This window comes from Kosakonia oryziphila (assembly GCF_900094795.1).
Lineage (GTDB): Bacteria > Pseudomonadota > Gammaproteobacteria > Enterobacterales > Enterobacteriaceae > Kosakonia > Kosakonia oryziphila.
This window is the reverse complement of sequence record NZ_FMBC01000070.1, coordinates 1-18,722: the sequence shown is the minus strand read 5'-3', so window position 1 is coordinate 18,722 and position 18,722 is coordinate 1. Positions and strand designations below refer to the sequence as shown.

The following is an 18,722-nucleotide window of genomic DNA, read 5'->3' as shown; positions in this document are numbered from 1 at the left end:
AAGGGACGTTTACCCGGCAGAAGAATATCGAGGTGTGACACCAGTTGATTCATGGACAATGAGCGAAACAGCGACATACCGGCGACAGCCCAGACCATCATTTCCATTGGAAGTCGACGCTTACGGATGGTTACGGTGCCGGTGTCAGCAAGGCATTCATCAATAAGCTCAGGAGAAAGGAGATCAGAAAGAGCAGAAAACGCTTCTGGCGTGAATTTATGGACGGTATCAAGAGCCTGGCTAAGTAACATAAAAAAATCCGTAATCCCTGTGAGATTACGGATTCTTACACAGCCACTGGATCGGTCAACCGATCCTTAACTGATCGGCATTAAGCTTTCGGCTGCGGATTTTTATCACTAACAGAAGTTAGCTGGCTTTGCGCTCATGTTTCTGGCGGTAGATCACCAGATCCTCAATGGTCACAACAGCCATATTGTGTTGCTTAGCAAATTTGATGCACTCCGGGGCGCGCGCCATTGAGCCATCATCATTGGTTAATTCACACAGCACACCCGCCGGTTTAAAACCAGCCAGCGTCACTAAATCGATCGTTGCTTCAGTATGACCACCGCGAGTCAATACGCCGCCCGGCTGCGCGCGCAGCGGGAAAACGTGGCCAGGACGGTTCAGATCGGAAGGTTTCGCGCCATCGGCAATTGCCGCGCGAACGGTAGTAAGACGGTCAGCCGCCGAAACACCGGTTGTAACGCCATGCGCGGCTTCGATAGTAACGGTAAAACCGGTGCCGTAGGCACTGGTATTGTTCTCGACCATCATCGGCAGATCGAGCTGTTTACGGCGGTCGTCAGTCAGGCACAGGCAGACAATGCCGCTGCCGTGACGAATAGTCAGCGCCATCTGCTCAACGGTCATGGTTTCTGCGGCGAAAATCATATCGCCTTCATTTTCACGATCTTCGTCGTCGAGCACCATCACACCACGGCCTTCGCGCAACGCGGCGAGAGCATGTTCAATACGTTCGAAAGGCGTGCCAAAAGAAGAAAGCAGCGTCTGATTCATGGTAAAAGACCTCAATAAAGTTATGGTTACCAGAATCAGGGCAGTCTTAGGAGTGTCGCAATGCGGCAAAAAAATAACGCGAGCGGGCGTCATTGCCCGACAGATTCGTTACTCTCTCCCATCCGGACTTTAACCGTCGGCCCCGGAATTACACCGGATCTGCTGACCTTCAAACGTTAGCCTGAAGCGCTCGCGGGCTTTCAGCATCTGCTGATTTACCGCCGGTGGGGAATTTCGCCCCGCCCTGAGAATAAGCGAGATAACTATAACGCCATTGATAATCTTCGGCAATGCATGACCTTCAAACAATTCTGGTTTATCACCCGGGATTATCACACTACAATGAATTATTGAGCCTATCCGAGCAGAGAACCTAAAATGATTGACCCAAAGAAAATTGAACAGATTGCGCGTCAGGTTCACGAATCCATGCCCAAGGGGATCCGTGAGTTCGGGGAAGATGTGGAAAAGAAAATTCGTCAGACGTTACAGGCACAATTAACCCGCCTGGATCTGGTGAGCCGCGAAGAGTTTGACGTGCAAACGCAGGTATTGTTGCGCACCCGCGAAAAACTGGCGCTGCTGGAGCAACGCCTGAATGAACTCGAAAACCAGGGTAAAAACGTAGAAGTAAAACCTGCTCCGGCCATTCCACCGGTAGACGATCAAGCGTAACTGCTTTTACGCTGACTGGCGCGAGCGCTTTCCGGGCCTGCTCGCTCACTGCGCAGGCCCGATAACGGGTTTAATCGCCCTGCTTCTGGATCTTTTTGATGATATTGGTGGTTGAACAACCATCTTCAAAGTTGAGCACCAGCACTTCTCCGCCGTTAGCCCAAACTTCTTTACTGCCCGCAATATCTTCCGCTTTGTAGTCACCGCCTTTTACCAGCAGATCCGGTAGGATCCCGGCGATCAAACGCTGCGGCGTATCTTCTTCAAACGACACGACCCAATCCACCGCTTCCAGTGCGCTCAGCACGATCATGCGCTGCTCCAGCGGGTTGACCGGACGGGTTTCGCCTTTCAACCGTTTGGTGGAAGCGTCACTGTTAACCGCAACAATCAAGCGATCGCCGAGCTTGCGCGCATTCGCCAGATAGGAGACATGCCCGGCATGCAGAATGTCGAAGACGCCGTTAGTCATCACTACCTTTTCACCGCGTTTACGCGCCGCCGCGACTGCCACTTTCAGTTCTTCTTCGCTCATCACACCGAAGCCGGTTTCTGCCCGGCCACGCACAGCGTTTTCCAGCTCGATAGGTGATACCGTTGAGGTACCGAGTTTACCTACCACTACGCCTGCGGCTGCGTTCGCAAAGTAGCAAGCTTCTTCCAGCGAATTACCCGCTGCCAGCGTTGCTGCCAGTACACCAATCACCGTATCGCCGGCACCGGTCACGTCATACACTTCCTGTGCCTGAGTCGGCATGTGCAGCGGCGCTTTTCCCGGTTGCAGCAGCGTCATACCTTGCTCGGAGCGGGTCACCAGCAACGCAGAAAGATCGTAATCGGCAATCACTTTCATGCCTCGTTCGACGATCTCGTCTTCGTTTTTGCATTTCCCGGCCACCGCTTCAAACTCCGACAAGTTTGGCGTCAGCAGCGTAGCGCCGCGATAGCGCTCAAAATCAGTGCCTTTCGGATCGATCAGCACCGGTACGCCCGCTTTACGCGCCAGCGCAATCATCTGCTGAACGCTGGCCAGCGCGCCTTTGGCGTAATCAGAAAGCACCAGCGCGCCAATGCTGCTGAGTGCCTGGCTGATACGCTCATGCATCGGCAGTGGATCGATGCCTTCAAACCCTTCTTCAAAATCCAGACGGATCAATTGCTGGTTGCGCGACAAGACGCGCAGTTTGGTAATGGTGGGATGTGTGGGGACAGAAACGAAGTCGCATTTTACATTGACGTCCGCCAGCGCCTTGCTCAGTGCGCGCGCCGCGTCATCAATACCTGTCAGACCCACCAGACGCGCAGTTGCGCCCAGCGAAGCAATGTTCATCGCCACGTTCGCCGCGCCGCCCGGGCGCTCTTCAATCGTATCGACTTTCACCACCGGCACCGGGGCTTCCGGAGAGATGCGGCTGGTTGGCCCGTACCAGTAACGGTCCAGCATCACATCGCCAACCACCATTACACCCGCCTGGCTAAACTCTGGTAGCGTCACTTTCATTCCTGTCTCCTGAGAGATACAAAATTTGCGCGCGATAATATCACACTTACGCCGGGGCGCACGGTTCCACGAGCCACTTGTCCCAACTGGTTTTGATAAGCTGCCGTTCGGCGACAAAACACGACGACGCCACATGCCCCGGCAACTCCTGTAATGCCAGGTGGTGCAACTCATCACGCAGCGTGGTGTAAGCCTGCGTCAGCGCCAGCGCTTCCTGTTCCTCCATGATATTATTCTGCGCCAGCCCTTCCAGAATACGCACGTTATCAGACCAGCGCGTCAGCTTTGGTTTGTCATGCGCATAGCGCAGCACCAGATACTGAGCGATAAACTCAATGTCGGTGATGCCGCCTTCATCGGCTTTCAGATCGAAGCGATCTTTATGCTTGTTGCCAAGATGGGCGCGCATCTTCTCGCGCATCTCGCGCACCTCGGTTTGCAATGTTGTGCCATCGCGCGGACTCATCAGAATATCGCGGCGAATGGCATCAAACTCCACGCCCAGTTGCGGATCCCCGTACACCACGCGCGCACGCGCCAGCGCCTGGTGTTCCCATGTCCAGGCTTCATTTTTCTGGTAATCCGCGAAGGATTCAGTGGTCGTCACTAACATTCCCGCTGCGCCGGACGGACGCAGGCGCGCATCCACTTCATAGAGAATGCCGGACGAAGTACGCGTGCTGAACAGGTGCATAATGCGCTGGGCAAGGCGCAGATAGAACTGGCGGCCATCGATCTCCCGCTCGCCGTCGGTCATCACATCCATCGGGCAATCATGCAAAAAGACCAGGTCGAGATCGGAACTGTATCCCAGCTCCCAACCACCCAGCTTACCGTAACCGACCACGGCAAACCCACGCCCTTCGCGATCGCGCAGATGCATTGGCTGCCCATAACGCGCCACCATTTGTCCCCATGCCTGCTGCACTACCGCATCGATAATCGCTTCCGCAAGCCACGTCAGATGATCGCTGACCTTCATTACCGGTAGCGTACCGGCGATATCCGCTGCGGCGACGCGCAGCAATTGCGCCTGCTTAAACTGCCGCAGCGCTTCCAGTTGCTGCTCTTCATCATCCTCCGGCACGCGGAGCAGATATTGCCGCAGTTCGTCGCGGTAGGCATTCATTGCCGTCGGCTGGTAAAGCGTAGTGGGATCGAGCAACTCATCGAGTAGGATCGGGTAACGCGCCAGTTGGCTGGCCACCATCGGCGATGCTGCACAGAGGGAAATAAGATGCTTCAGCGCGCCAGGGAATTCGCTCAGCAGTTCAAGATAAGTGGTACGCGTGATGATACCTGTCAGCAGCGGCGTCAGGCGCGACAACGGCACTGGCGCGTCGTCGCGCGAGCAGACATCGCTCAGCAAATGCGGCATCAGATGATCCAACACCTGGCGCCCGCGCGGGCCGATGGTGCGCTTATCCATCTCTTTACGGAAATCAGCAATCAGCGCCACGACGCGGCGACGATCATCATCGGAAAGATGCGCCAACACTGGCGTGGTGTCATCTTCCTGTAGCGCATCCTGCCACAGTTCGCGCCAGTTTTCAGAAAGCACATCTTCCGGTGAGTCGCTCTCGTCGTCACCAATCAACTCATTGAAGACGCGGCGTACAGCGCCCATATGCATTTCCAGCGTACTGCTAAGTTCATCCCAGCTTGCCACGCCCATTCCCCAAGCCAGACGGGCGCGGTTAAGATCGTCGCCCGGCAAGGTCTGCGTCTGTTCGTCATTAATGCTTTGCAGCAGGTTTTCCAGACGCCGCAACCAAAGGTAGGCCGCCCGCAACCTGTCAACTTCGCCTTCAGGTAACAGGTGTAACTGATCGATGGCTTCCAGCGTTGGCAACAACGAGCGGGATTGCAGCGCCGGTTCACGGCCACCGCGAATCAACTGAAAAACCTGCACGATAAATTCAATTTCACGTATGCCGCCCGCGCCCAGTTTAATGTTGTCTTTCAGGCCACGGCGGCGGACTTCGCGGGCAATCATGCCTTTCATATTACGCAGCGACTGGATCACGCTGAAATCAATGTAGCGGCGGAAAACGAAGGGGCGCAACATGGCGCGCAGTTCACGAGCGTGTTCACCGTCGTTATCGCCCATAATGCGGGCTTTCACCATCGCATAGCGCTCCCAGTCACGTCCCTGCTCCTGGTAATAATCTTCCAGCGCGGCAAAGCTGAGCACCAGCGGACCGCTATCGCCGAAGGGGCGTAAACGCATATCCACGCGGTAGACAAAACCGTCCTGTGTCGGCTGATCGAGTACCTTGATCAGCCGTTGCCCCAGACGAGTAAAGAACTGCGCATTATCCAACTCGCGTCGGCCACCACGGGTGGCCCCGTTTTCCGGCCAGGCGAAGATCAGATCGATATCGGAAGAGAAATTGAGTTCTCCGCCGCCAAGTTTGCCCATGCCTAAAATCAGCATCGGCTGCGCAACGCCCTGCGGGTTACACGGCGTTCCCCATTCGCGGCAGCAGGCGTCGTACAGCCAGTCGCGCGCGGCGACGATCAGCGTTTCTGCCAGTACACTCAGTTGCTGCAGGACATCTTCTTCTGCCACCAGCCGCAGCGCTTGCCCCCAGGCAATACGCACCATTACCCGACGACGGAACTGGCGCAGAACACGCATCAGTGCCGCTTCATCCGTGACCTCCTGCAATGCACTACTAAGCCATTGCGCGTAGTGCTGCCACTCCGTTGCCTGCGGCGGCGCGCTTTCCAGCTCGGCCAGCCATTCAGGATAGGTGATGATACTGTCCTGAACAAAATCACTAAAAGTGAGTACTGACTGCGCCTGCGCACTGAGTGGCTGCGCGGTTAGCGCCTCCGGCAGACGGGAAAGCACAGTGGGCCAGTGCTGCGATAACGGCGAGGCATGCGGCATCCGAAGTATCCTTTAGTTAGCGTTTTCCGCTGTGCAGCCAGAACGGCTCCTGCGTAATTGCGGTATTACGAAAGTGTTCGATCTCAATTCTCTGGCGCGTTTCAATGGCGTGGTACAGACCCTGCCAGTTCTCCAGCCATTCATTTGCCAGCGCGCGATCATAATGTCCCGCCAGCAATAATACGCTGTCGATGTCACGTGCCAGGCGCGGCAACTGGTCGCGATAACTATCCCCCAGCGGATACGCGAAAGCTTTTTTCAGCTCCGCAGCGCAGCGCGAAAGATGCCCATCGGAGAAGCGTTTAAATGAATCGGCAAATTTCGCCTGCGCTTTTTCATCAAGGAAGGCGCGCCAGCCCTGCGTTACCAACCACTCGGTCAACAGCAGTTTTGCTATTGCTGAAGGCGCATCCCACACCGCAGTATCGGCAGAACCCGCCGAAGTCAGTGTGGCTTCTACCTGCGTCAGTAAATCACGTAAGTGAGCGCTCGCTTTACGCGGCACAATACCGCCAAAAAGCGCCAACGTATGGCGGATTAACGCAATTGCACGCAGCACATCCTGCTTTGCCACGTTGTTGCCGCGCACCCACAACTCTTCATGGTATTGCCACTGGGAAAGCGCCAGTTCCAGCGCGGCAGCAAAAGCTTGCTCAACGCAGGCTTTCGGGGCGGTTTGCAGAATGGCCGTTGGACGGCACTCGCGTGGGACATTACCTTGCGCCAGGTGGTAACCGCGCGCCGCTTTGCTCAGACTTCCCTGACGCAAAACGGAGAGCGTCGCTAATTGGCGCGCCAGTTTAAGGATATCTGCAGTGTCGCCACTCAGCAGTTCCAGCTCCAGCTCGCAAATCGGCTCGGCGTAATCTTCTGTTTTCACTTCGCCGAGATCGAGGCCAATCTCAATTCGGCTCTCACCGACATTGACCAGCCATTTTTCACGGTAAAAATCGGTGCTGAACAGTGGGCGCGTACGCGCCTGTAAATCGGCAGGCAGCTCGCCATCCGGCCACACTTCGGCGGGAAAGCGCGCCAGATCCAGCTCCGGGCTGGTAAGCGGAATATTATATTCAGGACGCTGATGCAAACCGCCAATCACCCGTCCGGCAATTTTCATCGTCATCTCATACTGGCCATCAAAACCCCGGATACGCAGCCCCATATCATGACCGCGCAGCCAGTTGTCCGGTGTCTCATAGTAAATATTCAGTAACTGGCTGGCAGCAATATGTTCTTCGGTCAGCGTATGCAGATGGTGACGAAGCGTTTCCACGCTGTCGGCATTAACGATAAACTTTAATTCGATTTCCTGAGCCATGGCCTTGCACTTATGGTTATGTCACATCAGTGAAAATTTCGGCGAACTAACGCCCCTGATGTTTGTCAGTAAATAGTATTGTGTGCCAAATTGCCATGCAATGCGCAATTTGCTGGGTGCAAAAGTTCGTATAAGCGCGCAGATTGACCCGGAAGATTCCGATTGATGCCACCTGCCGGGTGTCGTCAGACTGATGTCACTGTTTCCCATTCACATTTAACGAAAATAATGACTGCCTGATGCCAAAATTACGCCTGATTGGATTGACCCTGGTTGCACTGAGTGCGTCCGTTGGGATCCACGCTGAAGAAAAACGGTATGTTTCCGACGAACTGAATACCTGGGTACGTAGTGGCCCTGGCGATAATTATCGCCTTGTCGGTACGGTAAATGCTGGCGAGGAAGTGTCTCTGCTGCAACAAAACAACGATTACGGCCAGGTGCGCGACAGCACTGGACGGACTGTCTGGATCCCGCTGAAAGAGTTGAGCGCAGAGCCGAGCCTACGTACTCGCGTACCAGAGCTGGAAAACCTGGTCAAAACATTGACCGATAAACTGAACAATATCGATAACACCTGGAACCAGCGCACTGCTGAAATGCAGCAAAAAGTGGCGCAGAGCGACGGAGTGATCAGCGGCCTGAAAGACGAAAACCAGAAGCTGAAAAATGAATTAATTGTCGCGCAGAAGAAAGTGAACGCGGCGAATCTGCAACTGGACGACAAGCAGCGCACCATCATTATGCAATGGTTTATGTATGGCGGCGGTGTGCTGGGCGCGGGTTTGATCCTCGGCCTGCTGTTGCCGCATATGATCCCAAGCCGCAAGCGCAAAGATCGCTGGATGAGTTAAGCATATTCGCCATCTTCTCTACACTTACGTATTATCTGTCGACTTATGTGTAGAGGAGAGTGGTGTGAAGAGTTATCTGGTCGGTGGTGCTGTACGTGATTCGTTGTTAGGCCTGCCAGTCAAAGACAGAGACTGGGTTGTGGTCGGCGCCACGCCGGAAGAGATGCTCAACGCGGGCTACCAGCAGGTAGGTCGCGATTTTCCAGTGTTTCTCCACCCGCAAAGCCGCGAAGAATATGCGTTGGCCCGCACCGAACGTAAATCCGGCTCGGGTTATACCGGTTTTATCGTTCATGCCGCTCCCGATGTCTCCCTTGAACAAGATTTACTGCGCCGTGACTTAACCGTCAATGCACTGGCACAGGACGAAAACGGACACATCGTCGACCCGTTCAATGGTCAGTATGATCTGCGTAACCGCATTTTACGTCACGTCTCCCCGGCGTTTAGCGAAGATCCCCTGCGCGTGCTGCGCGTTGCTCGCTTCGCAGCCCGCTATGCTCACCTCAGTTTTTGTATTGCCGACGAAACGATGTTGCTGATGCGCGCTATGACCGATGCTGGCGAGCTGGCGCATCTGACCACAGAGCGCGTCTGGAAAGAGACCGAGAATGCACTGCATACCCGTAATCCCCAGGTCTATTTCCAGGTGTTGCGCGACTGCGGCGCGCTGAAGGTGCTATTCCCCGAGGTCGACGCGCTGTTTGGCGTGCCCGCTCCGGCGAAGTGGCACCCGGAAATTGACACTGGCGTTCACACACTGATGACGCTGACAATGGCCGCTATGCTCAGCCCGGAAGTGGACGTGCGTTTCGCCACGTTATGTCACGATCTGGGAAAAGCGCTGACGCCAAAAGAACTCTGGCCACGCCATCACGGGCACGGCCCGGCGGGCGTCAAACTGATCGCAGGGCTATGCCAGCGTCTGCGCGTACCGAATGAGATCCGCGATCTGGCAAAACTGGTGGCGGAGTTTCACGATCTGATCCACACCTTTCCCATTTTGCAGCCCAAAACCATTGTGAGGTTGTTCGACTCAATTGATGCCTGGCGCAAACCGCAGCGCGTAGAACAAATTGCCCTGACCAGCGAAGCCGATGTGCGCGGACGTACCGGTTTTGAAGCTTGCGACTATCCACAAGGACGTTTACTGCGTGAAGCGTGGGAAGTGGCTCGTGCCGTTCCAACCAAAGCGGTGATTGAAGCCGGTTTTAAGGGAGCAGAAGTCCGCGAAGAGTTGACGCGCCGCCGGATAGCCGCGCTGGCGGAGTGGAAAGCGCATCGTTGCCCTCAGCCCAAAGACTGAGGGCGCGAGCCTTAGAAGAAGACCAGGTACACTACCGCTGCAACAATAAAACGGTAAATCGCGAACGGGATAAACGAGATGCGTTTAATCAGTTCCAGGAAGGTTTTGATGGCGATCAGCGCGACAACAAAAGCGGTGATGAAACCCACTGAAAACATCGGAATATCGCCCGTGGTGAGAAACCCCATGCTCTTGTAAAGATCGAGCGCGGTTGCTCCCAACATCATTGGTACAGCCAGCAGGAAAGAGAACTCTGATGCGGCATAACGGCTAACACCCATCAGCATACCGCCGGAAATGGTCGCCCCGGAACGGGAGAAACCCGGCCACAACGCCAGACACTGGAAACAACCAATAATAAACGCCTGGCGATAAGTCATATCATCCACACCCTGCGCGCGCGGTACTTTCGGCTTCAGTACTTCTGCGGCAATCAGCAGGAAACCGCCGACCACCAGCGCATAAGTCACGTTGAGCGTGTTAAACAGCGACTTAATAGTGTCGTGAAATACCAGGCCAATCACCACCGCCGGAATCATACCTAAAATGATATGAATCAGAGAAAGGCGTCCCGTACCTGTACCTTCATGCGGTTGCTTACCGAAGTGAATACCAATTAAACCAAACAGGCGTCGCCAGAACATCACGACAACCGCCAGAATCGAGCCCAGTTGGATCACAACCTCGAACGTTTTTGCTGTATCACCTTCAAATCCCAGCAAATGCCCGACAATAATCATATGACCAGTACTGGAAACTGGCAGGAACTCCGTCAATCCTTCAACGACACCCAAAATGGCTGCCACCAGCAGCGAATGTAGATCGCTCATCAATAAACCCCTAAAAAAGAAATGGAAAACGGCCCTGAGGAGTAGCCGTGAATGGCCATCATCTATGACCTGAATACTAGAGCTTGGTTTAACTATTATGAATTCAAATACTTTATTTCAGATTTAACCCACGCTCAATGATTACGCCGACGCTCTGCGCCCGCGCCACGGCGCCTGGTTTGCTCAGTTTAATGCGTATCCATGGCGAATGAAAACGCGCCAGCAGCAGTTCGGCCACCTCTTCTGCAACACGCTCGACCAGCGCAAAACGCCCGCCTTCAACATGACTGACAACCACATCGGCGATATCGGCATAGCTGAGACAATCATTCACATCATCACTTTTCGCCGCCTGGCGGTTATCCCAGGCCATTTCGATATCGAACACCAGCTTCTGCTCAATGGTCTGTTCCCAGTCGTAAACACCAATAGTGGTGATTACCGAAAGCTGTTCAATAAATACAATATCCATCACATTCCACCTGCAGTTTGTTTCAACACTATGCCGCCAGGCCCGATCTTTCCTGCGCGCTGGCAGATTTTGCGCATTCACTGGATACCACTTTCCAGAATTTATGCGTATTATCCATTGATGCAGAGAATAAAACGACTTTTTCACAACGGAACAGCGTCATGAGTGCAATCGCGCCTGGAATGATCCTCCTTGCGTACCTTTGTGGCTCAATCTCCAGCGCCATCCTGGTCTGCCGCCTCGCCGGTCTTCCCGATCCGCGAGCAAGTGGTTCTGGCAATCCCGGAGCGACCAACGTTTTACGCATTGGCGGCAAGGGAGCAGCCGTAACGGTACTGATTTTCGATATTCTGAAAGGAATGCTGCCCGTCTGGGGGGCTTACGCGCTTGGCGTAACACCTTTCTGGCTAGGGCTTATTGCTATCGCCGCCTGTCTTGGTCATATCTGGCCGGTATTTTTTAAATTTCAGGGCGGTAAGGGCGTAGCAACGGCATTTGGCGCGATTGCGCCGATCGGCTGGGACTTGACGGGCGTCATGGCGGGAACCTGGCTTTTAACCGTGCTGTTGAGCGGTTACTCATCGCTGGGCGCGATTGTCAGCGCGCTGATCGCACCGTTCTATGTCTGGTGGTTCAAACCGCAGTTCACCTTCCCGGTAGCGATGCTTTCCTGTCTGATTCTGCTACGTCACCATGACAATATTCAGCGCCTGTGGCGCCGCCAGGAAAGCAAAATCTGGTCGAAGCTAAAGAAGAAGAAAAAAGAAGAGTAAGCCCGGCGGCATCTCAGCAACCGGGTTGTCGCAGTTTACGCCGCTGGCAGATCCGCCAGTGGCCAGCGCGGACGAACCGTTACGCTAAGTCCGGCATCATTTCCTGCTTTCAGACGTACCATACCCGCATAGGCGATCATCGCACCATTATCGGTACAAAACTCTGGACGCGCATAAAAAACCTCGCCGCGACGCTTTTTCATCATTTCCGCCAGTTTCGCCCGAAGAGTGCGGTTGGCGCTCACGCCGCCCGCCATCACCAGACGCGTAAAACCGGTCTGATCCAGCGCGCGTTTACATTTGATCATCAGCGTATCAACCACCGCATCCTCAAATGCTCGTGCAATGTCGGCACGGGTTTGCTCGTCATCACCATTGGTACGAATGGTGTTCGCAGCAAAGGTTTTCAGCCCGGAAAAACTGAAATCCAGCCCCGGACGATCAGTCATCGGGCGCGGGAAGACAAAACGACCCTCAGTGCCCTGCGACGCCAGTTTTGACAGCATCGGCCCGCCGGGATAATCAAGCCCCAACAGTTTGGCGGTTTTATCAAATGCTTCCCCTGCGGCATCATCAATTGATTCGCCCAGCAGTTCGTAATGACCAATGCCGGTAACGCTGATGAGCTGCGTGTGCCCGCCGGAAACCAGCAGTGCCACAAACGGGAACGCCGGCGGGTGTTCTTCCAGCATCGGCGCCAGCAGGTGACCTTCCATATGGTGAACCGGAATCGCCGGGACATCCCAGGCGAAAGCCAGCGAACGTCCGACCGTCGCGCCAACCAGCAGTGCGCCGACCAGGCCAGGTCCGGCCGTGTAGGCCACCGCATTGATATCTTTTGCCGCAAGCCCGGCTTCTTTCAGCGCGGCCTGAATCAGCGGCACGGTTTTACGCACATGGTCGCGGGAAGCCAGTTCCGGCACCACGCCGCCGTAATCTGCGTGCAGTTTCACTTGACTATACAGTTGGTTGGCTAAAAGCCCCTGGTGGTCGTCATAAATTGCGATGCCAGTTTCATCGCAGGATGTTTCAATGCCCAGTACGCGCATGGATCTTTACCTCTTTGCAATACCGCGCAGTGTAGGGCGAATGCTGGTCGATGTAAAACTTTGCTCACCCCTGGCGAGGAGTTCGTGTATACTCCTCACCCTTACAAAAGTCCCTTTCAAAAAGCGCGTCGGTGCTTTACAAAGCAGCAGTAGTTGCAGTAAAATTCCGCACCATTTTGAAATAAGCTGGTGTGAACGCCAGCGGCAAACCGAATTAATCAAAGGTGAGAGGCACATGCCGGTAATTAAAGTACGTGAAAACGAGCCGTTCGACGTAGCTCTGCGTCGCTTCAAACGTTCCTGCGAAAAAGCAGGTGTTCTGGCGGAAGTTCGTCGTCGTGAGTTCTATGAAAAACCGACTACCGAACGCAAACGCGCTAAAGCATCCGCTGTGAAACGTCACGCGAAGAAACTGGCTCGCGAAAACGCACGCCGTACTCGTCTGTACTAATCTTTTGAGAGCGGCACGCTCTCAGATTTAGACCGAGTTGTAGTTGTAAGGCCGTGCTTCCGAAAGGAATGCGCGGCTTATTTTCGTTTATAACCTGATATAACCAGCGTGATTTTCGCCGCATTCAGCGGCCTGAATAACGGGGTTATAAAAGATCAAAACGGGGCCTATGGCTGGACGAATCCCACGTGTTTTTATCAATGACCTGCTGGCGCGCACCGACATCGTCGATCTCATCGACGCACGTGTGAAGCTGAAAAAGCAGGGCAAGAACTACCACGCGTGTTGTCCATTCCATAATGAAAAAACCCCTTCTTTCACCGTGAACGGTGAAAAACAGTTTTACCACTGCTTTGGTTGCGGCGCGCACGGTAACGCCCTCGACTTTTTAATGAACTACGACAAGCTCGAGTTCGTGGAAAGCGTCGAAGAGCTGGCCGCCATGCATAACCTTGAAGTGCCTTTTGAAGCAGGCAGCGGGCCCAGCCTGATAGAGCGCCATCAACGACAAACGCTCTACCAGTTGATGGACGGTCTCAACGCATTTTATCAGCAATCTCTGACGCCACCAGCCGCTGAACCGGCGCGCCAGTATCTGGCAAGGCGCGGTTTGAGTAGCGAAATTATTGCGCGTTTCGCCATTGGTTACGCCCCTCCCGGCTGGGACAACGTGTTAAAGCGTTTTGGCGGCAATAGCGAAAACCGCAAATCGCTGATCGACGCAGGCATGCTGGTAACGAACGATCAGGGACGCAGTTACGATCGCTTCCGTGAACGGGTGATGTTCCCCATTCGCGACAAGCGTGGCCGGGTGATTGGTTTTGGCGGGCGTGTTTTGGGTAACGATACCCCCAAATACCTCAACTCCCCGGAGACCGATATTTTCCATAAAGGCCGCCAGTTGTATGGCCTTTATGAAGCGCAACTGGATAACGATGAACCTCAGCGCCTGTTGGTCGTCGAAGGTTATATGGACGTGGTTGCACTGGCGCAGTACGGCATCAACTATGCAGTTGCTTCGCTGGGTACATCCACCACGGCGGATCATATCCAGTTACTGTTCAGAGTGACGAAAAACGTCATCTGTTGTTATGACGGTGACCGGGCGGGCCGTGATGCCGCCTGGCGTGCGCTGGAAACCGCGCTACCTTATATGAACGATGGTCGTCAATTGCGTTTTATGTTCCTGCCGGATGGTGAAGATCCGGATACGCTGGTGCGTAAAGAGGGCAAAGCGGCATTCGAAGCGCGGATGGAGCAGGCTCAGCCGCTCTCCACGTTTTTGTTTAACAGCCTGTTGCCGCAGGCGGATTTGACGACGCCGGATGGCACTACGCAACTTGCCGCGCTGGCACTGCCGTTAATCAATCAGGTGCCTGGCGAGACGTTACGCATTCAGCTTCGTCAGTTGCTGGGGAACAAAATTGGTATTTTCGACGACGCGCAACTTGATCGTTTGATGCCAAAACAAGTGGAAAACAGCGCTCCGCGCCCCGCTCCGCAGCTAAAACGCACAACCATGCGTATACTTATAGGGTTATTGATCCAGAACCCGGAGCTGGCATCGGCGGTTCCGTCGTTAGAAGGGCTGGATCAATCCAGGCTACCCGGCCTTGGCTTATTTGCAGAACTGGTCAACACTTGTTTGTCACAGCCAGGTTTGACGACCGGACAGTTGCTGGAGCACTATCGCGGCACCAAAGAGGCCGCAACCCTTGAAAAACTGTCGATGTGGGACGATATAGCAGATAAGGAAATCGCAGAGAAAGCGTTTACCGACTCGCTCAATCATATGTTTGATTCGATGCTCGAACGGCGACAGGAAGAGCTGATAGCTCGCGATCGTACGCACGGTTTAAGCAGCGAAGAACGCCGGGAACTGTGGCAGTTAAACCAGGAACTGGCGAAAAAATGAATTCAACGGCTTAAGTGCCGATAACCGATCGGGTTGATCCCGACAGCCGCGATGAGGGCCAGCGGCAAAAATATAAATACACCCTCGCGTTAAATGTTGGCTGCTTATTTCGCCGACCGACACCAACCCTCATGAATTTAAGTGTGGATACCGTCTTATGGAGCAAAACCCGCAGTCACAGCTGAAGCTTCTTGTCACCCGTGGTAAGGAGCAAGGCTATCTGACCTATGCCGAGGTCAATGACCATCTGCCGGAAGATATCGTCGACTCCGATCAGATCGAAGACATCATCCAAATGATCAACGACATGGGCATTCAGGTGATGGAAGATGCACCGGATGCTGATGATTTGCTGTTGGCTGAGACCACTGCCGACACGGACGATGACGCTGCCGAAGCGGCTGCGCAAGTGCTTTCCAGCGTGGAATCAGAAATCGGGCGCACGACCGACCCGGTTCGCATGTATATGCGTGAAATGGGTACCGTTGAACTACTGACCCGTGAAGGCGAAATTGACATCGCCAAACGTATCGAAGACGGGATTAACCAGGTTCAGTGCTCCGTTGCCGAGTACCCGGAAGCCATTACCTATCTGTTAGAACAATACGACCGCGTCGAAGCGGAACAGGCGCGTCTGTCCGATTTGATCACCGGCTTTGTCGATCCGAATGCCGAAGAAGATCTTGCGCCAACGGCAACCCACGTCGGCTCTGAGCTCTCCAGCGAAGAGATGGATGACGACGATGATGAAGAAGACGAAGAAGACGATGACAACAGCGATGATGACAACAGCATCGATCCTGAGCTGGCTCGTGAAAAATTCGGCGAGTTGCGTACCCAGTACGAACTGACTCGTGACACGATCAAAGCCAAAGGCCGCAGCCACACAGCGGCACAGGAAGAGATCCTCAAGCTGTCTGAAGTCTTCAAGCAGTTCCGCCTGGTGCCGAAACAGTTCGACTACCTGGTGAACAGCATGCGTACCATGATGGATCGCGTGCGCACTCAGGAACGCATCATCATGAAGTTATGCGTTGAACAGTGCAAAATGCCGAAGAAAAACTTCATTACGTTGTTCACCGGCAATGAAACCAGTGAAACTTGGTTCAATGCCGCGCTGGCGATGAATAAGCCGTGGTCCGAAAAGCTGCATGAAGTAACGGAAGAAGTTCAGCGCAGCCTGCAAAAACTGCAACAAATTGAAGAAGAAACCGGCCTGACCATTGAGCAGGTAAAAGATATTAACCGTCGTATGTCCATCGGCGAAGCAAAAGCGCGCCGTGCGAAGAAAGAGATGGTGGAAGCGAACCTGCGTCTGGTTATTTCTATCGCCAAGAAATACACCAACCGTGGTCTGCAATTCCTCGATCTGATTCAGGAAGGCAACATCGGTCTGATGAAAGCGGTTGATAAGTTCGAATACCGCCGTGGTTACAAGTTCTCCACCTACGCAACCTGGTGGATCCGTCAGGCGATCACCCGCTCCATCGCGGATCAGGCGCGCACTATTCGTATTCCGGTGCATATGATTGAGACCATCAACAAACTCAACCGTATCTCCCGCCAGATGCTGCAGGAAATGGGGCGCGAACCGACACCGGAAGAGCTGGCCGAACGCATGTTGATGCCGGAAGATAAAATCCGCAAAGTGCTGAAAATCGCCAAAGAGCCAATCTCCATGGAAACACCGATTGGTGATGATGAAGATTCGCATCTGGGTGATTTTATCGAGGATACCACCCTTGAGCTGCCGCTGGACTCAGCTACCACCGAGAGCCTGCGCGCGGCAACGCACGATGTTCTGGCTGGTCTGACCGCCCGTGAAGCGAAAGTACTGCGTATGCGTTTCGGTATCGATATGAATACCGATCACACGCTGGAAGAGGTGGGTAAACAGTTTGACGTTACCCGCGAACGTATCCGCCAGATCGAAGCGAAAGCGCTGCGTAAACTGCGCCATCCGAGCCGTTCTGAAGTGCTGCGTAGCTTCCTCGACGATTAATTTTTTCATCTCGTTGTAGTGAAAGGCTCCCGGCGGGAGCCTTTTTTACTTCCGCCGCGCTACAGCCCTTTTGTCGCCAGAGCGTCGTCCAGTTCGCGGTAAGCGGCCACAAGCTTATCCAGTGTCGCACGATTTAACCCACTGGGGTTCGGTAGCACCCAAACTTGCGTCACGCCGATGCTCATTGTCTGCCTGCCCCAATTAGCACCTTTGACGCTGAAGGCCTGCTCAAAGGCCTGTTTGCCGAGGATCGCCAGCGCAGCAGGCTGATACTCCTCTATCTTCATAACCAGCTCTCTGCCGCCAGTACGCAATTCATTCAGCGCCACTTCGCTGGCCTGCACCGTCGGGCGTTCCACCAGCATAGTAATGCCACAGCGCGTATCCAGCAGATGACTCTCCTCTTCTGGTCGCAACTGCCTGTCGGTAAAGCCAGCTTGATGGATCACTTTCCAGAAACGGTTGCCAGGGTGAGCAAAGTGGAAGCCGGTATGGGCAGAAGATTTACCCGGATTGATACCACAAAACACCACGCGTAGCCCGGGAGCGAGAATATCATTAATCATAGTTATACCTGGTCAATTATCATAAGTACCAGTATAAGGGATTGAAAATGCGTTGTTTATAAAAACATCAGACAGGATATTCATGCTGGATTGCAGGGGTAAGTTACTTTATAATCCCCCCGCTACGGCCCCTTAGCTCAGTGGTTAGAGCAGGCGACTCATAATCGCTTGGTCGTTGGTTCAAACCCAACAGGGGCCACCAAATTCAAGGATTTACGTTAACAGCGTGAGTCCTTTCTTTTTGGGGGTTCCGTGGGGGGCCGATGAGGAAGTAATCTAAGGTATAAGATCGCTTGGTTGTCATTCCTGCTAAATGCTCAAAAATCACTCCATTTATCTCCCAAGCACTTATTGTAGGATAGATGTATCCCACAATAAGGAATCCACCAGCCATGATACTGACCAGCCACAAAAAAGAGATACTCAACTACTTCGAACCGGATAACCGCGAATGGGTGACAGGTGAAATTGGGCCACCGCCGTTCGATGTTTCTGGTGTGGCCTACCTGCTGCACAAGACCAGTAGCTTCGATAAAAAATACCAGGTTGAATCCACCCGGCGCTCGCTTGAGGCAATGGTGAAAGATGGACTGAGAAGATAGTCAGCTACGAGAGACGTCAAGACACGACGCAAAGCGGGGGTGGTAAAGGGGTGTGGTGCAACTGCTCACGGTATGGAATGCCTGGACAATCGAAAGTCGTACGTGATGATGGAGAGAATCGGCGCCCTCACATTGAAGGTGAGGAGAGCGTTCAGAATTCTGTGTCACGTTAAAAACTCTACAACGTCATCACGCTATTCAGACGTCCGTCAAAATAAATGGCTAACTGAGACAATGTCAAATTCCAGCTCTGAATGGGCATTGTCCATTTTTCCTGTGCGTTCATCAGCCCCAGATAAAGCAGCTTCAGCAGACTGTTTTCGTTAGGGAAGGCCCCTTTGGTTTTCGTCAGCTTTCTGAACTGGCGATGCACCGATTCGATGACATTTGTGGTGTAAATAACCTTACGGATATTTGCCGGATAGCGGAAGTAAGCCGACAGATTTTCCCACTTCCGTCGCCATGACTGGAGCACCACCGGATACTGCT

At 53.8% G+C, this 18,722-nt stretch carries 17 protein-coding genes, 1 tRNA gene, 1 pseudogene and 1 riboswitch; of the genes and pseudogenes, 9 read left to right on the top strand and 10 right to left on the bottom strand.

Features of this window, described 5'->3' with window-relative positions:
• Both GA0061070_RS22700 and ribB read right to left on the bottom strand, forming a co-directional pair.
• Positions 1-251 (bottom strand): transposase domain-containing protein (locus tag GA0061070_RS22700; RefSeq protein ID WP_208598199.1); only part of this gene is annotated, 251 nt, incomplete at its 3' end.
• Positions 252-369: 118 nt separating this feature from the next.
• Positions 370-1,023, bottom strand: coding sequence for a 3,4-dihydroxy-2-butanone-4-phosphate synthase (ribB, locus tag GA0061070_RS22695; protein WP_090138625.1), 654 nt, complete (start codon positions 1,021-1,023; stop codon positions 370-372).
• Between the two features lie 106 nt (positions 1,024-1,129).
• A riboswitch (FMN riboswitch) is annotated at positions 1,130-1,279 on the bottom strand.
• A gap of 122 nt (positions 1,280-1,401) precedes the next feature.
• Here ribB and ubiK point away from each other — a divergent pair.
• The gene (gene ubiK / locus GA0061070_RS22690; RefSeq protein ID WP_090138623.1) at positions 1,402-1,698 is read left to right on the top strand and encodes a ubiquinone biosynthesis accessory factor UbiK; all 297 of its coding nucleotides are present in this window, start codon (positions 1,402-1,404) and stop codon (positions 1,696-1,698) included.
• Between the two features lie 70 nt (positions 1,699-1,768).
• On the opposite strand, the gene hldE is transcribed toward ubiK, so the two are convergent.
• Genes hldE through GA0061070_RS22675 form a run of 3 tightly spaced genes read right to left on the bottom strand, consistent with a single transcriptional unit; the run spans position 1,769 to position 7,413 of the window.
• Positions 1,769-3,199, bottom strand: coding sequence for a bifunctional D-glycero-beta-D-manno-heptose-7-phosphate kinase/D-glycero-beta-D-manno-heptose 1-phosphate adenylyltransferase HldE (hldE, locus tag GA0061070_RS22685; protein WP_090138621.1), 1,431 nt, complete (start codon positions 3,197-3,199; stop codon positions 1,769-1,771).
• A 46-nt stretch (positions 3,200-3,245) separates the two neighbouring features.
• Positions 3,246-6,095 carry a bifunctional [glutamate--ammonia ligase]-adenylyl-L-tyrosine phosphorylase/[glutamate--ammonia-ligase] adenylyltransferase gene (gene glnE / locus GA0061070_RS22680; RefSeq protein ID WP_090138619.1) on the bottom strand — a complete coding sequence of 950 codons (2,850 nt, stop codon included), beginning with the start codon at positions 6,093-6,095 and terminating at the stop codon, positions 3,246-3,248.
• 16 nt (positions 6,096-6,111) lie between these two features.
• On the bottom strand, positions 6,112-7,413 hold the full coding sequence (locus GA0061070_RS22675) for a CYTH domain-containing protein (RefSeq protein WP_090138617.1): 1,302 nt from the start codon (positions 7,411-7,413) through the stop codon (positions 6,112-6,114).
• Between the two features lie 239 nt (positions 7,414-7,652).
• Here GA0061070_RS22675 and GA0061070_RS22670 point away from each other — a divergent pair, with 239 nt between their 5' ends.
• Together GA0061070_RS22670 and GA0061070_RS22665 are read left to right on the top strand one after the other, a co-directional pair.
• A complete protein-coding gene (locus tag GA0061070_RS22670; RefSeq protein WP_090138615.1) occupies positions 7,653-8,267 on the top strand; it encodes a TIGR04211 family SH3 domain-containing protein in 615 nt (204 codons plus the stop codon).
• Positions 8,268-8,331: 64 nt separating this feature from the next.
• Positions 8,332-9,573 carry a multifunctional CCA addition/repair protein gene (locus GA0061070_RS22665; protein WP_090138613.1) on the top strand — a complete coding sequence of 414 codons (1,242 nt, stop codon included), beginning with the start codon at positions 8,332-8,334 and terminating at the stop codon, positions 9,571-9,573.
• An 11-nt stretch (positions 9,574-9,584) separates the two neighbouring features.
• On the opposite strand, the gene bacA is transcribed toward GA0061070_RS22665, so the two are convergent.
• Positions 9,585-10,403, bottom strand: coding sequence for an undecaprenyl-diphosphate phosphatase (gene bacA, locus GA0061070_RS22660; protein WP_090138612.1), 819 nt, complete (start codon positions 10,401-10,403; stop codon positions 9,585-9,587).
• A gap of 112 nt (positions 10,404-10,515) precedes the next feature.
• Positions 10,516-10,875: a bifunctional dihydroneopterin aldolase/7,8-dihydroneopterin epimerase gene (gene folB, locus GA0061070_RS22655; RefSeq protein WP_090138611.1), complete on the bottom strand. Its 360-nt coding sequence runs from the start codon at positions 10,873-10,875 to the stop codon at positions 10,516-10,518.
• Positions 10,876-11,036: 161 nt separating this feature from the next.
• On the opposite strand from folB, the gene plsY reads away from it, so the two are divergent.
• The gene (gene plsY, locus GA0061070_RS22650) at positions 11,037-11,648 is read left to right on the top strand and encodes a glycerol-3-phosphate 1-O-acyltransferase PlsY (protein ID WP_090138609.1); all 612 of its coding nucleotides are present in this window, start codon (positions 11,037-11,039) and stop codon (positions 11,646-11,648) included.
• A gap of 35 nt (positions 11,649-11,683) precedes the next feature.
• Here the strand turns inward: plsY and tsaD are convergent, their stop codons facing one another.
• Positions 11,684-12,697, bottom strand: a complete 1,014-nt coding sequence (gene tsaD / locus GA0061070_RS22645; protein ID WP_090138607.1) for a tRNA (adenosine(37)-N6)-threonylcarbamoyltransferase complex transferase subunit TsaD — start codon at positions 12,695-12,697, stop codon at positions 11,684-11,686.
• 235 nt (positions 12,698-12,932) lie between these two features.
• On the opposite strand from tsaD, the gene rpsU reads away from it, so the two are divergent.
• The 3 genes from rpsU to rpoD all read left to right on the top strand — a co-directional run bounded on the left by rpsU (position 12,933) and on the right by rpoD (position 17,065).
• On the top strand, positions 12,933-13,148 hold the full coding sequence (gene rpsU / locus GA0061070_RS22635) for a 30S ribosomal protein S21 (RefSeq protein ID WP_001144069.1): 216 nt from the start codon (positions 12,933-12,935) through the stop codon (positions 13,146-13,148).
• Positions 13,149-13,317: 169 nt separating this feature from the next.
• Positions 13,318-15,063, top strand: a complete 1,746-nt coding sequence (dnaG, locus tag GA0061070_RS22630; RefSeq protein ID WP_090138604.1) for a DNA primase — start codon at positions 13,318-13,320, stop codon at positions 15,061-15,063.
• A gap of 157 nt (positions 15,064-15,220) precedes the next feature.
• On the top strand, positions 15,221-17,065 hold the full coding sequence (gene rpoD, locus GA0061070_RS22625; RefSeq protein ID WP_090138600.1) for an RNA polymerase sigma factor RpoD: 1,845 nt from the start codon (positions 15,221-15,223) through the stop codon (positions 17,063-17,065).
• Between the two features lie 59 nt (positions 17,066-17,124).
• On the opposite strand, the gene mug is transcribed toward rpoD, so the two are convergent.
• On the bottom strand, positions 17,125-17,631 hold the full coding sequence (gene mug, locus GA0061070_RS22620) for a G/U mismatch-specific DNA glycosylase (protein ID WP_090138598.1): 507 nt from the start codon (positions 17,629-17,631) through the stop codon (positions 17,125-17,127).
• A 126-nt stretch (positions 17,632-17,757) separates the two neighbouring features.
• On the opposite strand from mug, the gene GA0061070_RS22615 reads away from it, so the two are divergent.
• Positions 17,758-17,833 (top strand) — tRNA-Ile (locus GA0061070_RS22615).
• Positions 17,834-18,023: 190 nt separating this feature from the next.
• Positions 18,024-18,406, top strand: a pseudogene (locus GA0061070_RS22610) (hypothetical protein).
• Positions 18,407-18,411: 5 nt separating this feature from the next.
• On the opposite strand, the gene GA0061070_RS22605 reads toward GA0061070_RS22610, so the two are convergent.
• A partial coding sequence (locus tag GA0061070_RS22605; RefSeq protein ID WP_139109821.1) for a transposase occupies positions 18,412-18,722 on the bottom strand: 311 nt, incomplete at its 5' end.

Excerpts from the sequence above, each read along its gene's own strand:
- GA0061070_RS22675 (WP_090138617.1), bottom strand. The coding sequence starts at position 7,413 with ATGGCTCAGGAAATCGAATTAAAGTTTATCGTTAATGCCGACAGCGTG.
- ubiK (WP_090138623.1), top strand. The coding sequence starts at position 1,402 with ATGATTGACCCAAAGAAAATTGAACAGATTGCGCGTCAGGTTCACGAA.
- tsaD (WP_090138607.1), bottom strand. The coding sequence starts at position 12,697 with ATGCGCGTACTGGGCATTGAAACATCCTGCGATGAAACTGGCATCGCA.
- plsY (WP_090138609.1), top strand. The coding sequence starts at position 11,037 with ATGAGTGCAATCGCGCCTGGAATGATCCTCCTTGCGTACCTTTGTGGC.
- rpoD (WP_090138600.1), top strand. The coding sequence starts at position 15,221 with ATGGAGCAAAACCCGCAGTCACAGCTGAAGCTTCTTGTCACCCGTGGT.
- rpsU (WP_001144069.1), top strand. The coding sequence starts at position 12,933 with ATGCCGGTAATTAAAGTACGTGAAAACGAGCCGTTCGACGTAGCTCTG.
- GA0061070_RS22670 (WP_090138615.1), top strand. The coding sequence starts at position 7,653 with ATGCCAAAATTACGCCTGATTGGATTGACCCTGGTTGCACTGAGTGCG.
- ribB (WP_090138625.1), bottom strand. The coding sequence starts at position 1,023 with ATGAATCAGACGCTGCTTTCTTCTTTTGGCACGCCTTTCGAACGTATT.
- glnE (WP_090138619.1), bottom strand. The coding sequence starts at position 6,095 with ATGCCGCATGCCTCGCCGTTATCGCAGCACTGGCCCACTGTGCTTTCC.
- bacA (WP_090138612.1), bottom strand. The coding sequence starts at position 10,403 with ATGAGCGATCTACATTCGCTGCTGGTGGCAGCCATTTTGGGTGTCGTT.
- folB (WP_090138611.1), bottom strand. The coding sequence starts at position 10,875 with ATGGATATTGTATTTATTGAACAGCTTTCGGTAATCACCACTATTGGT.
- mug (WP_090138598.1), bottom strand. The coding sequence starts at position 17,631 with ATGATTAATGATATTCTCGCTCCCGGGCTACGCGTGGTGTTTTGTGGT.
- dnaG (WP_090138604.1), top strand. The coding sequence starts at position 13,318 with ATGGCTGGACGAATCCCACGTGTTTTTATCAATGACCTGCTGGCGCGC.
- hldE (WP_090138621.1), bottom strand. The coding sequence starts at position 3,199 with ATGAAAGTGACGCTACCAGAGTTTAGCCAGGCGGGTGTAATGGTGGTT.